General features: G+C 32.1%; 13 protein-coding genes. All 13 read right to left on the bottom strand.

Annotation, left to right across the window (positions count from 1 at the left end; translation table 11 throughout):
- Positions 1–1,038: a polysialyltransferase family glycosyltransferase gene (locus IEW45_RS05095; RefSeq protein ID WP_188620149.1), complete on the bottom strand. Its 1,038-nt coding sequence runs from the start codon at positions 1,036–1,038 to the stop codon at positions 1–3.
- Positions 1,028–2,470 carry a lipopolysaccharide biosynthesis protein gene (locus IEW45_RS05090; RefSeq protein ID WP_188620148.1) on the bottom strand — a complete coding sequence of 481 codons (1,443 nt, stop codon included), beginning with the start codon at positions 2,468–2,470 and terminating at the stop codon, positions 1,028–1,030. Before IEW45_RS05090 ends, IEW45_RS05095 begins: the two co-directional genes overlap by 11 nt.
- 19 nt (positions 2,471–2,489) lie before the next feature.
- Entirely contained in the window at positions 2,490–3,176 is a 687-nt protein-coding gene (locus IEW45_RS05085) for an acylneuraminate cytidylyltransferase family protein (RefSeq protein ID WP_188620147.1), read from the bottom strand.
- Positions 3,176–4,222: a nucleotidyltransferase family protein gene (locus IEW45_RS05080; protein WP_188620146.1), complete on the bottom strand. Its 1,047-nt coding sequence runs from the start codon at positions 4,220–4,222 to the stop codon at positions 3,176–3,178. Before IEW45_RS05080 ends, IEW45_RS05085 begins: the two co-directional genes overlap by 1 nt.
- Before the next feature lie 23 nt (positions 4,223–4,245).
- Positions 4,246–4,917, bottom strand: coding sequence for a PIG-L deacetylase family protein (locus IEW45_RS05075; RefSeq protein ID WP_188620145.1), 672 nt, complete (start codon positions 4,915–4,917; stop codon positions 4,246–4,248).
- A 14-nt stretch (positions 4,918–4,931) separates the two neighbouring features.
- Positions 4,932–5,816, bottom strand: coding sequence for a methionyl-tRNA formyltransferase (locus IEW45_RS05070; RefSeq protein ID WP_188620144.1), 885 nt, complete (start codon positions 5,814–5,816; stop codon positions 4,932–4,934).
- The gene (neuC, locus tag IEW45_RS05065) at positions 5,813–6,973 is read right to left on the bottom strand and encodes a UDP-N-acetylglucosamine 2-epimerase (RefSeq protein WP_188620143.1); all 1,161 of its coding nucleotides are present in this window, start codon (positions 6,971–6,973) and stop codon (positions 5,813–5,815) included. The genes IEW45_RS05070 and neuC overlap by 4 nt, the downstream gene beginning before the upstream one ends.
- On the bottom strand, positions 6,970–7,992 hold the full coding sequence (gene neuB, locus IEW45_RS05060) for an N-acetylneuraminate synthase (RefSeq protein WP_188620142.1): 1,023 nt from the start codon (positions 7,990–7,992) through the stop codon (positions 6,970–6,972). Before neuB ends, neuC begins: the two co-directional genes overlap by 4 nt.
- Before the next feature lie 3 nt (positions 7,993–7,995).
- A complete protein-coding gene (locus tag IEW45_RS05055; protein ID WP_188620141.1) occupies positions 7,996–8,622 on the bottom strand; it encodes an acetyltransferase in 627 nt (208 codons plus the stop codon).
- On the bottom strand, positions 8,612–9,754 hold the full coding sequence (locus IEW45_RS05050) for a LegC family aminotransferase (protein WP_188620140.1): 1,143 nt from the start codon (positions 9,752–9,754) through the stop codon (positions 8,612–8,614). The genes IEW45_RS05055 and IEW45_RS05050 overlap by 11 nt, the downstream gene beginning before the upstream one ends.
- Before the next feature lie 5 nt (positions 9,755–9,759).
- Entirely contained in the window at positions 9,760–10,947 is a 1,188-nt protein-coding gene (locus IEW45_RS05045) for a UDP-N-acetylglucosamine 4,6-dehydratase (RefSeq protein ID WP_188620139.1), read from the bottom strand.
- Between the two features lie 88 nt (positions 10,948–11,035).
- Positions 11,036–12,049 carry an NAD-dependent epimerase gene (locus IEW45_RS05040; RefSeq protein ID WP_188620138.1) on the bottom strand — a complete coding sequence of 338 codons (1,014 nt, stop codon included), beginning with the start codon at positions 12,047–12,049 and terminating at the stop codon, positions 11,036–11,038.
- Between the two features lie 45 nt (positions 12,050–12,094).
- Positions 12,095–13,486, bottom strand: coding sequence for a UDP-glucose 6-dehydrogenase (locus IEW45_RS05035; RefSeq protein ID WP_188620137.1), 1,392 nt, complete (start codon positions 13,484–13,486; stop codon positions 12,095–12,097).
- Positions 13,487–13,488 lie beyond the last annotated feature (2 nt).

Here is a 13,488-nt window from a genome sequence, read left to right as displayed (position 1 = left end):
CTACAAATCCTCAATATTATTTAAAACTTGCAAGTGTGGAAAAGGTATTAAATTTATTTGATTAAGCCTATAATCATTCACTCTTTGAAACTCCGGATATAAATAATAATATTTATTTCTCTCACCTAAAACATGCATTAATGCCGTAGACCAAGGAGTAAGCATGATACTATCTTTTGCATGATTTATATATACCTCTGCAGGAATTTTATTATATATGATATTAATTCCTTTAACTTCTTTAATTCTCTTTAAATTTTCTTCAGGAGTTAATGGGTGGAGTTTTAAATATAGCGGAAGAGTGTTATGATGATTTGACAGAAAATTAAGTATTTCTATCTCTTTGTCTATTAATTTCTTAGACCAAATTGGTTGATTAAAATATATAATACATTTATTCAAATCCGGAAGGTTCATATCTTCTCCCACCATAGTTTTTTTTACTATTTCTATAGTAGAATTTTCTAATTCCGGCATTTTTATTAGTTCTCCCTTAGTTTTATTCTTTTTTTTATCAAATAGTTCAGGGTGCTGTAACCATACTTCATCTATTATCTTACTCGCACCATATCTATAGTATCTTGACCAAAATATTCTAGGAAATAATAAATTATTTTTAATCAAATACATATAGTCTTTATTAGTATCCTTTAGCATTGATAATAGTTCATGACTTTTATCAAACACAGCATATGGTTTGGTTCCGTCGGGACCTAAACATATTATTGTTCCTTGCTTTTTTAAATGATATGAAACATACTTATTTAAAATATCATTTTCTTGAAAAAAAAACACGCGCTCGTATTTATTTTTTCTTATACTTTTATAAAATGAAATTTTTTCCTCTGTACCAATACTCCTAATTATACCGTTGAAAGGTAAAGAGTTTTCCTTACTTTCATAAAAAACACTATTATTATCTTTAGGAAAAAAATATATTTCATTATAAAATTCTTTCGAGGAATATACTACGTTACAAATATTTATTGCTGATAAATACTGATAAGGGGTTTTAGTTATAAATAGATTATTTAGCATTGAGTTTGTTTTTAATAAGAGTTATTGCTTTATAAAGAACAGGATTTTTTAAAAAATAAGACATTATTAAAAAAAACATGTAAAATATTACAGCTACAAATACTATAAGTAATATATTATGACGAATATTAATTCCTAAATTTAAAATAAAAATAGTCAAACCTACACTAATACCTCCTAACAAAAAAGGCTGATAAATATCTCTAAGTTGTTCTTTAACCGTATAGTTTACCAAATTACCGGCAACATACATAGTAACTGCAACTTTAGCCACCGAGCTAAAAACCATACCATATAACAAACCATACAGCCCAAACCAATAAATTGAAACTAACCCTAAACTTATAAAAACATATTCTACAATTGACAGTTTTAAAACTAAATCACTTCTCCCTTTAACTTTGCATAAGTTAAGTAAGTACAATTGTAAAGGAGATATAGCACCCACCAATAACAAAATACGAAAATAAGGAACTGCAGGTAACCATTTTTCAGTTATTAAAACAGTAAATAAAGGTTCTGCTACCAGCCCAAGCACACATAATAAAGGAACAACAATAAAAACTACTGTTCTTATAATATTACTATAAGCATCTTTTAGCTTTTCATCCTCAGTAGAGACCTTTGAAAGCAACGGAAACATTACCCTGTTTATAGCACTAAATATAATATTATTAGGAAGTTCTGCCATTGTTTGGGATCTCGTAAATAAACCTAACTGATATACTGAAAATATTTTACCTAATACTACTTTATATGATTGCTGAAAACCTTTAGATAGAATATCTGTAATTAAAAGTTTATACCCGAAATAGAAATGATATTTAAACTTTTCTTTTGAAAACACTCTAATAGGAACCCATTGAGAATAAAACCATAATTGAACGCTTGTTAAACTAGAAAATATTACTTCCTTCCAAACTAAACTCCACACCCCAAAACCATTATATGCCATGGCTATTGAGGTCGCACCACTAACTACCAAACTAGGTAACAGTAACTTAAACTGAGTTTTAAACTGTAATGCTTTATTTAACCGAACAGATTGGGTTATTGTAAAAGCTGATATTATAAGTATTAGAGCATGAACCCTAAGTAATCTCGTAACTTGAGGTGTATCAAAATAATCTGCAATATATGGAGCAGATATAAAAATTATTAAATATAATGAAAGACTTGATATTAGATTTATATAGAAAACAGTAGAATAATCCTCTTCTGTTATGTCTTTTGTACGAATTAAACTAGCGGTTAAACCTCCATCTAAAATACTCTGGCATATAGTTATAAAAATTGTTAGAATACCTATTATACCAAAATCCTTTGGATCTAAAATTCTTGTTAGAATAATTGTAACGAAAAAACCGACTATTTGAAACGAAAACTGAATCAATATAGACCAGAAAAAATTATTTTTAGGTGATTCTCCCAAGTTTTTATTATTAATTTAATTAAAGAAAAATATCGCTAGCTATAACTTCTGCAAATTTCCAATCAAGATTATTATCAATATCATGAGAGCTAATGTCATCCATAACATATTTTTTAACCTTTTTTAAATTTGCCAAAGACACTTTTTTTAACTCTTCAACATTAATTACATATATAGCTCCGTTGTATTCCCATACTTTAGGACAATCCTGCCTTCTGGTAAAATCCCCCTTTTTTGATTTTTCCAGCCATCCTTCATCATTCTCTTCAAAAAGCACATAATATGGATTCGATTTTGTTTCTTTTACAGAAACAACCATATCATAATTGTTATTATATAGCTTTAATGCCTCCTTAATATGGTTTGAATTTCTAAAAGGAGAAGTAGGCTGAAGTAATACTATCACATTAGGAAAGTAACTCTTTTGTTCGTAATAATTAATTGCATGTAATAATACCTCATAAGTACCTGCATTATCCGTGGCCAAGTAATCCGGTCTTAAAAAAGGCACATTTAGTCCTGTTGACTCAGAAACTTTTTTTATTTTTTCCGAATCTGTTGATACGCATATACAACTATCTTCAAAAACAGCTCTTGCAGCTTCTATAGTGTAATGAATAAGAGGCTTCCCATTAAGCTCCTTCCAATTCTTACCAGGAACCCCTTTAGACCCTCCTCTTGCAGGTATAACTACTAATGGTTTCATTAAAATTTAATTTGCTTTATATCTTTCTGCGCCTGCTCAAAATCTTCATGTTTCCCTACGTCTAACCAATAACCTGAAAGAGGATAAGAAACTACATTATAACCTTTACCTATAAGAGTCTCCATAAGATCTGTAGCATTAAAAAAGGTATCCTTAGGTACATACTTAAGAACGTCTTTCTTCATAAGGTATATACCTCCGTTAGAATAATAAGTATAAGTTGGCTTTTCTCTGAAGCTCTTAATTTTTGATTCTTCTGTTTCTAAAACTGCATAAGGAACATTTACCTGATATGGTATCGATACAACAGCAAAATCAGCATCTTTATCCATAAAATCTAAGAAAAAATGCTCATAATCCAAATTAGTCAATAAGTCTGAATTTGTAACAAGTATATAATCATGCTCAAAATCTTCTATTGAAGAAACAGCTCCGATAGTTCCTAAAGGTTCTGTCTCCCACACATATTTAATATTGACATTTTTGGAGGCTCCATCTTTAAAATATTGCTCTATTTTTTCCCCTAAATACTTAACTGACATCCAAAAATCATCTATACCATATAACGCCAGCCTATCAACGTTATGCTCCATTATAGGCTTATCCCCTACTTTTAATAAAGGCTTTGGTGTATCATCAGTAAGAGGTCTAAGCCTTTGTCCTCTGCCTCCTGCCATAATAACTGCATCTACAGGTAAATAGGAACGCATTTCTCTAAAGTTAATTACATTAACTATTTTAGACTCTTTATCAACAATAGGTACTATTCTAAAATTACCTTCTCTATATTCTATAACCTTTTTTATATCCTGCTCTCCCTTGCGTATGTAGCGAGGATTAGGCTGAATGATTTCATCTACTTGATGATCTATAGTAATTCCTTTTATTAAACCTCTCCTTACATCTCCATCTGTAAGCGAACCTAAAAGTCTGTTCTCTCCATCCACAATAAAAATAATAGCGTCTTTAGCTAAAGCATCTAATTTTATAAGGGCATCTTTTATGGTAGATCCTGCTTTTAACAAATGGTCTTTATAGTTTCGCATAGTAATAGTGATGTTATAAATATTTATTTATCAATATATTTTATTAGCTGAAATGCCTCTGCATAATTTACTCCTACACTGGCGCCTCTAAAATGAGCTAAAGCTTTAATATTTTCTAATGAGCGAGGAAATGGTGAAGGTGCTATCTCTGATTCAAAAACTTTCATTATTTCTAATTTTTGATCTATATAATCTGTTATATCTACATAATAATTAGGTAAAAAAGCTTTTTCCGGCAAAGCCGGTGCAAACTCAGTTTCTGAAATACATTCATACATTAAAATTTGCTTTATAAAAGGGTATCTAAAAGACTTTGTACAAGCCATAGTAGCATCAAATATCACACGATGATCAGAATGAGCATCACTTCTGTTTAAGCTATAAATTATTTCAGGTTGTACTTCTCCGAAAACTTTTGATATTTTAGGAACCATATCAATTATACTCGAAGATGATAGACTCATTGTTGGATAATTTAACATAAATGTCTTAGTAATTCCAAACATTTCCTCAACCTTCTTAATTTCTTCTTGTCTACTGGAAACTCTCTCCTCAGAAAAGCCTTGCTCTTCAAAAACATTTGTTATAATAAGCCAAAAAACTTTATCTCCATTCGCAACATGTCTTAACATTGTTCCTCCTACGCCAAGTGTTTCATCATCGGGGTGAGCTGAAATTACAATTACATTTTTCATTTATTTATTCTTTTTTATTGTATATATGACCCTACTTGAGGAAGTTCATTAAAATCATGTTTTACTAGCCATATAGAGCTATCGCCCGTTTTTATTTCAATTTTATCATCTGCAATTTGCAGTATTTTTCCAGGCTCTATATTAAATTCATTATACTCACCTGGTTCAACGCTCCATACTTTTATACTTTCTTCTTTATAGTCTATATGAGCTCCAACATAAGGATTAGTAAGGGCCCTTACAAGGTTACAAATAGATTTTGTTTCCATTCTAAAATCAATTGCACCATCTTTCGCACCTCTTTTACGCCAATTATTCCCAACACTGGTATCCTGTTTAACTCTTTTATATGTGTTAGATTTTAATTGATCATGAAACTCTACAATTTGCTTCATTGCTGTTTCGGTCATTTTATCATACAGAACAGCTGCATCATCATCAAATGCTATATCAAATTCTTTTTGGGACAATATATCTCCTGTATCCGCTCCTTCATCCATAAAGAAAAATGTTGAACCTGTCTTAGTTAAGCCCAGTACTTTAGCCCATATAAGTGGGTGCCTGCCTCTGTTATATGGTAATAAAGAAGGGTGAAAACCAATAACCCCTAACGGAGATAGCTCTAAAACATCTTTCTTGATTAAATTAGACCAACCAAAACAGAATATAACATCTGGTTGTAGAGACTGCATCCATTCAATACTTTCCGAACTATTTATATTTTTTACATATAAATATGGAATGTCATATTCTTGTGCTATAGTAGATAAATCCACAAAATCACTATTAAATGCTGATTCCTGTTTAGTAACAACTCCTACTACATCAGCATTTATTTTGATTAACTCTTTTAAAGCTTTTGCTGAAAAAACTACAGATCCTATAAAAACTATTCTCATTGATTTATATTGTAAAATTTCTTCTTTATAATATTCTCTAATTTAGCCTCTTTTAAAACCTTTACTATTTCAGTTGAAGAATTCTTGCTCCCATATGGATTATGAGAATCCTTAAGCAACATTTTAAATTCAGAAGAAAGAGCTTTTTCGATAGCGGAGACTATATCGGCTTCATTAGCTTCACAATCTATAACTGACACTCCTTTAACTCTACCTTGTTGCCTGTCTCCAATATTAATTGTAGGTGTTTTAAAAGAAGGTACTTCGATAAGACCACTGGAAGAATTACCTATTACAGCATCCATATATTGTATTGCCGAAAGATATCTTAATTGCCCTAACGATGTATATGCTATAGCTTTAGATGTATTTTTAGCAACATACTCATCTATAAGTTCAATAATTATTCTGCCATCAGTATCTGCATTAGGCTTAGTAAATATTAAACAAGCATTCTTTATCTTATCTAGAGCAGCTAATAATTCCCTGAACTGCTGTTCCGCAGAAAAATAATCTAATGTTACAGGATGATATGTTATAAGGAAGTTTTTTTCTTTTAATTTAAAGTCAATAGAATCTTCAAATTGCTCTTTATTTAAAAGAGTAAGTTTATTTATATTTTCAATTCCTAAAGCTCCTACATTATATACATTTTTAGGTTGTTCACCCAACTGTATCACTCTTTGTTTGTACTCTTCAGTACTTGTAAAATGTAATTGAGACATTTTTGTAATTGAATGTCTTATAGCTTCATCAATTAAGCCTTCTGTTGCCTCACCACCGTGGCAGTGGGCAATAGGTATTTTAGCAATCATAGCAGCTGTACATGCAGCAAAAATTTCAAACCTGTCTCCTAAAACCAGTATAACATCAGGTGATAATCTACTAAAGGTTTCAGAAAAACCTATAACTCCCAGACCTATACTTTTAGACACTCCAACTGATGTATCAGAAGAAAGAAGTATTTCTACTTTTTCAGTAATTGTAAAACCATCTTCAATTATCTTTTTATAAGTAAGTCCAAACTCCGGAGAAAGGTGCATGCCTGTAACAACTACAGAAAGTTCTACATCTTGGTCTTCCTGAAGTTTTTTCATGGTCCAGTATAAAAGACCATATTCTGCTCTGGTACCGGTAACTACACAAATTTTTCTCATACAAAATAGTTTTCTAACACTGGAGTATATGCTGTTACTGAGGTTTTAAGTTCTTTCCCTATGAATTCATCTATTCTTAATGGGTTAACACCCGTACCGGGACGTATAGCTATTAAATCTTCTTCTTTTAGTTTTTGTCCTTCTTGAACATCTTTATTAAAGTGAAGACTTTTTCTTACAATTTCAATATTTCTTTTCTCCGATTCACTAGGTTCCTTAATTCCGCTTCCTGCTGTAGCCTCTTCAATATTTCGTATTGCGGTAACCATACTTTTTAACTCTTCAGGCTCTAAAGAGGCTAAATGGTCAGGTCCGGGCATACTTCTGTCCAAGGTGTAGTGTTTTTCTATTATTTTAGCACCTAATGCAACAGCTGCTATAGGAACTTCTATCCCTAAAGTATGATCGGAATATCCAATATTCACTCCTAACTCCTCACCTATTGTATTCATAGCTTTGAGGTTCACATCTTTCATAGGGGTAGGATACTCTGTATTACAATGAAGAACTGAAATTTTATCTTTAGTTATTCCTTCTGCCATTATTATCTCAACAGCAAGTTTTATTTCATCCATTGTTGCCATACCTGTTGAAACCACTATATTCTTACCTTTTCTTGCTATATGCTGAAGGTAACGCTTATTAGTGATTTCACCGGAAGGAATTTTATAAAGATCTACACCTAACTCGTCAAGAAAATCAATACTTCCTTCATCAAAGCCTGTTGACAGAAACTTTATATTCTTCGAATTTGCATATTCACTCAAATCATAATGCCATTGTTCAGGCATTTCTAATTTTTTGAGCATAGCATATTGCGAATTGTCATTATCGTTAATATTCTTAATTTGATAATCGGCTTTTTGTGCTGTTTTACTTACTATCTTATCAGCCTTAAATGTTTGAAATTTAACATAATCAGCACCTGCTTCAGCTGCTGCATCAATTAATTTCATAGCATTCTCAAAGCTACCATTATGGTTAACTCCTGCTTCTGCAATAATTACAACTTTACTCATAGATTATTTAATTTTTGCCGGATTACCGTAAACTATTTTATTATCAGGAACATCTTTAACTACTACAGCACCTGCGCCTATAGTTACATTTCTTCCTATTTTAATTCCTTGCTTTATTACTGTATTAGCTCCTACAAAGCTTTTTTCTCCTACACTTACATTTCCTGCCAGCACTGCACCGGGAGCTATATGTACGCCATCTTCTATACTACACTCATGTTCAATAATACTACCAGTATTTAATATACAATAGTTACTAATATTGGCTAAAGGGTTTACTGCTACATTGCGTGCTATAAAATTTCCGCTACCTATATTCACTTTCGTACTTATAGAGGCGTCAGGATGTATTACATTACTCAACTCTTTACCCTTTGCTTCGAGTTTTTGAGCAATTTTAACTCTTATATTATTGTCTCCTATACCTAGGATATAGTTATGATTTGTTTCCCAACCGTTAAAGGATTCATCTCCTTCAAATCCCATATAAATTAAATCGAAAGGGTTAATTTCAAGTTTATTTAATTCAGCATAGTGTGTTAGGTTAAGACCTGCTGCTTTAGCAGCTTCGGCTACAACAAAACCGTGACCGGAATAACCTATTAATATCAATGCTTTACTATCGTACACTACTTGGTATATTAACTATTCTTTCTTCTAAATATATAGCGTTTTCCTGTGTGTCTTTTTGGCAATGCTCATACATAGGTAATCTAAACATAAGTTGCCATATCGGTCTTGTCATTACGCTATTAGCATTTGTTTCCTCTAAGAAAAGATTACGCTCTTTTTTGTTTTCAAGCTCCACACACATCAACCAGTAATTGACATTAGTATCTGGCGTTTCTGTCCTGAACTTTATACCCGAACCATTAAAAAATGATTTATATGCTAAGGCTATTTCTCTTTTTTTAGAGATAAACCCATCTAATTGTTCGAGTTGTGCACACGCCAATGCAGCATTAAGGTTAGGCATTCTGTAATTGTAACCCAACATATCATGCACATATTCATAAGGGTGTGGCTTTTTTGCTGTCGTGGTAAGGTATTTTGCCCTTGTACCTAAATCCTCATCGTTAGTTACTATAGCTCCGCCACCGCCACATGTTACTATTTTATTTCCGTTAAAAGAAAAAACACCTAGTTTTCCTAAACTACCTGTAGGCTTTCCTTTATATTCACTTCCTAAAGATTCAGCTGCATCTTCTACAATAGGTATTTTCCACTTTTCGCATACTGCGATTAATTCATCCATATGCACAGGAAAGCCAAATGTATGCATAGGCACACAAGCAGCTATTTTTTTACCTGTCTTTTTATTATAACATCCATCTTCTCTCAGCTCTCCATATTCCTCTAAAAAGTTTTCAACTGCTTTTGGAGAAAGTCCCATAGTGTCTAAATCTACATCCAGAAAAATAGGAGTAGCATTATTATATGCTATTGCATTGGCAGTTGCTACAAAAGTAAGTGCCTGTGTTATCACTTCATCTCCACTTTGCACACCTGCTAAACGTAAAGCTACCTGAAGTGCTGCTGTACCATTTACTACTGCAATAGCTTTTGCAGCAGCTGTAATACTTTGCATTTTTTCTTCAAACTCATCAACATACTTTCCTACTGATGATACAAAAGTACTATCTATAGTATTTAATAAGTACTCTTTTTCATTTCCACTAAAGTTCGGAGCATGTAAAGGAATGAAAGCATCAGCACCATATAAATCTTTAATAAAAGATATCGTATTTTCTATATGTTTCATTTCTACTACATTTTTGAGTCAAGATACTTACCTGTCTCTTTATGCCCGAAATCCGGTATCATATAAAAGAATAAGTCTACAATTTCTTCTTTTGACCATTTTAAAGAAGATTTCATTCCTGCCAGTTTCTCTTCAAAATGTTTAAGCTTTTCATCCTCTACAAAAAGTTCATTTTTAATAATACCCAAATTATCAAATCGCTCCATATTAAGAACTTCTTTATCTGTAAAGAATTCCTCAAAATCTTTTTCACCTGTTGTATCACTATTTGTAAATAAACAAGGCCATTTTTTCTCTTGAGGCAATGTATGAATCAACGAACGTGCTTCATCTTCATCTTTACACAGGTATGGTTCATACCCTATTGCATTAAGATATTTTACAGCTATTTCCGAAAATGTTATCAAGTGTAAATCTTCGCTAAGTTTTGGGAAAAATATATCTCTGTTTTCTCCAAAAATAGTTGACATAAGACATAACTCGCCTGACTCCTGTGGTGTTACAAAATATCTTTTTATATCGCTTGGAGCTACAATAGGTTGTTTCTTTTGTATCCTTTGGTTAAAACCATGAAGTAATGAACCGTCAGAAAAAGCTACATTAGCAAAACGTGCTGTAGAAATTTTTATATCGCGGCTTTTACGCATCAAAAACATTTCCATAATACGTTTTGAAGCTCCCATCATATTAACAGGGTTAGCCGCTTTATCTGTTGATACACAAAAATATTTTTTAACTCCGTTATCAATAGATTGCTGAAGTGTTTTATCAGTATTAAACACATTCACATCAATCATCCTCATAAGGGTATAAGGGTCTTTTTCGCTACGAACGTGCTTTAATGCTGAAAGGTTAAGTACATAGTCATACTTCCCGTCAGACTCTATAAAAGCATCATACATAACAGAACCTATATCTAAAGCAAAAGTTCTGAAATCACCATCTATATAACCATAAGAGCTTCTTAAGTCTCTTACAAGTTCTACAAGGTTATTTTCGCTTATATCTACAACATGAAGTTTCTTAGGATTTCTTTTAAATATTTCTTTAGTTACTGCCTGACCAATAGAGCCTGCACCTCCAATTACTAAAAAATTACTTTTAGATACTTCATCACTCAATTCTTTCTGATGATTTTCTATATCTTTTTGAAATAAAAGATTTTTTCTTCCTATTAAAGACAGAATGTCCATATAACTTGTTGTTTAGTTTGATATTACTATCATTTCTGTCGCATAGTTTAATAATGAACTGAACTATACCCGAAACTTCAAAAATATTTTATTTATAATTATAATATTGCTTATACCACTCTACAAACTTAGAGATACCTTCTTTAATATTCGTTGAAGGCTCATAATTATAATCTTTTTTTAACTTAGATACATCTGCCCATGTTTTTTCAACATCCCCCGGTTGCATTGGCATAAATTCTTTTTTGGCTTCTTTTCCTGTAGCACTTTCAATTTCATGTACAAAATCAAGAAGTTTTACAGGGGTTGAATTACCTATATTGTATAATTGATATAGAGGTGCGCCTTCAACATCTTTTAATAAAATAGCTGTTACACCATTAACTATATCATCTATATAGGTAAAATCTCTATAAAGCTCGCCATTATTAAATATTTTCAGAGGCTTACCGTTTAATATTGCATCTGTAAATAAGAACATTGCCATATCCGGGCGTCCCCAAGGACCGTATACGGTAAAAAATCGAAGCCCTGTTGTTTTTATTCCAAATAAATGACTATATGTATGAGCCATAAGCTCGTTACTCTTTTTAGTCGCTGCATACAGGCTTATAGGCTTATCTACATCATCATCTACCGAAAATGGTATTTTACCATTCAACCCATATACACTGGAACTACTTGCGTATACTAATTTATCTACATTGTAATTTCTGCAAGCTTCCAGTATATTTAAAAAACCTACCAGATTGCTTTCGGCATACACAAAAGGATTTTCAATACTATATCGTACACCTGCTTGTGCAGCAAGATTACAAACAATATCAAAATTACTTTCTTCAAAGAGCGCAGGTAAATTATCCTTATCTTCAACGTTTAATTTAATAAACTTAAACCTTTCAGCATGTATGTTACTTTCTATACCGGTATTATATTGCGGAACATCAGAAATACCTAGTTCTTTAAGTCTTGATAATTTCAGGTTTACATCATAATAATCATTCAAATTATCTAAACCTGTAATAGTATGCCCTAAAGCAACTAACTTTTCACACAAATGATATCCTATAAATCCGGCAGCACCTGTTACTAAAATCTTCATTAAATAAAGTTTAATTGCGTTTAATTATAAGGTTAAAAGTAGGCATTATTTACCTATTCCCTGAAATATAAACCCAATATCTCTTAAAGCACCTTCATCCAGAATATTCCTGCCGTCAAAAACAAAGGCAGGCTTCTTCATATTATCATATATTTTTTGCCAATCATATGTTTTAAACTCATCCCACTCCGTTAATACAGCTATGGCATGAGCATCCTTACATGCCTCGTAAGGATCTATATGAACTGTCACTCCTTTTTTATTTTCTTCCTCAGTTCTTGTACTAAGATAATTGAGGTCTCTATATATAGCCTTCTCCTTTACCTTAGGGTCGTATACTGCTATATTTGCCTGTTCATAAAGCAAATCATCAGCTACATATATTGAAGCAGACTCTCTTGTATCGTTGGTATCTTTCTTAAATGCCCAACCTAAAAATGCTATTTTTTTACCTGAAACCGTATTGTATAATGTTTTTACAATATTGGCTCCAAACCTCCTTTTTTGATGGTCGTTCATTATAATAACCTGCTCCCAATAATCTGCTACCTCGTTAAGCCCGTATGACTTAGCTATATAAACAAGATTAAGAATATCTTTTTGGAAACAAGAACCACCAAACCCTACAGATGATTTAAGGAATTTAGAGCCTATACGGCTATCCATACCTATTGCTTTTGCAACTTCATTAACATCTGCACCTGTTTTTTCGCAAAGTTCAGACATTGCGTTTATGGAAGATACTCGCTGTGCCAGAAAAGCATTTGCTGTAAGTTTAGAAAGCTCAGAAGACCAAACATTTGTAGTCAATATTTTATCTCTTGATATCCAGTTAGCATAAACATCAACTAACGCTCCTATTGCTTTTTGTCCTGCTTCATCAGTATCACCACCTATTAATACTCTATCAGGGTGTAATAAATCATCTATTGCTGTTCCTTCAGCAAGAAACTCCGGATTAGACAGTATTTGGAAGTTTACTCCATTACCTGTATTTTCCAGTATATTTTTTATTGCTTGTGCTGTACGTACAGGGAGCGTAGACTTTTCAACTACTATTTTATCGTCTTTAGCTACCTCTGCTATTTGCCTTGCACAAAGTTCTATGTATTTTAAATCAGCAGCCATACCCTTCCCTACTCCGTAAGTTTTAGTAGGGGTATTAACTGAAATAAATATCATTTCAGCTTCATTTATAGCTTTTTCAATATCTGTAGAAAAAAACAGATTTTTACCTCTTGCTGAAAGTACTATATCTGCAAGACCCGGTTCATAAATAGGTAACTTGCTAACATCTTCATTATTCCAATCAGCTATCCTCTGTTCATTTATATCTACAATTGTAACTTTTATATCAGGACATTTATGGGCAATAACAGCCATGGTTGGTCCGCCTACATAACCTGCACCGATACAACATATATTTTTTATTTTCATAT

This window comes from Flavobacterium suaedae, assembly GCF_014642915.1.
Classification (GTDB): Bacteria; Bacteroidota; Bacteroidia; order Flavobacteriales; family Flavobacteriaceae; genus Flavobacterium; species Flavobacterium suaedae.
The sequence above is the reverse complement of the archived record's forward strand: the minus strand, read 5'-3'. Positions and strand labels throughout refer to the sequence as shown.

Bases quoted from the DNA above. Each gene is read 5' to 3' on its own strand.
- IEW45_RS05045 (WP_188620139.1), bottom strand. From the start codon at position 10,947: ATGGACATTCTGTCTTTAATAGGAAGAAAAAATCTTTTATTTCAAAAA.
- IEW45_RS05075 (WP_188620145.1), bottom strand. From the start codon at position 4,917: ATGAAAAATGTAATTGTAATTTCAGCTCACCCCGATGATGAAACACTT.
- IEW45_RS05095 (WP_188620149.1), bottom strand. From the start codon at position 1,038: ATGCTAAATAATCTATTTATAACTAAAACCCCTTATCAGTATTTATCA.
- IEW45_RS05070 (WP_188620144.1), bottom strand. From the start codon at position 5,816: ATGAGAATAGTTTTTATAGGATCTGTAGTTTTTTCAGCAAAAGCTTTA.
- IEW45_RS05035 (WP_188620137.1), bottom strand. From the start codon at position 13,486: ATGAAAATAAAAAATATATGTTGTATCGGTGCAGGTTATGTAGGCGGA.
- IEW45_RS05085 (WP_188620147.1), bottom strand. From the start codon at position 3,176: ATGAAACCATTAGTAGTTATACCTGCAAGAGGAGGGTCTAAAGGGGTT.
- IEW45_RS05040 (WP_188620138.1), bottom strand. From the start codon at position 12,049: ATGAAGATTTTAGTAACAGGTGCTGCCGGATTTATAGGATATCATTTG.
- IEW45_RS05080 (WP_188620146.1), bottom strand. From the start codon at position 4,222: ATGCGAAACTATAAAGACCATTTGTTAAAAGCAGGATCTACCATAAAA.
- neuB (WP_188620142.1), bottom strand. From the start codon at position 7,992: ATGAGTAAAGTTGTAATTATTGCAGAAGCAGGAGTTAACCATAATGGT.
- IEW45_RS05050 (WP_188620140.1), bottom strand. From the start codon at position 9,754: ATGAAACATATAGAAAATACGATATCTTTTATTAAAGATTTATATGGT.
- neuC (WP_188620143.1), bottom strand. From the start codon at position 6,973: ATGAGAAAAATTTGTGTAGTTACCGGTACCAGAGCAGAATATGGTCTT.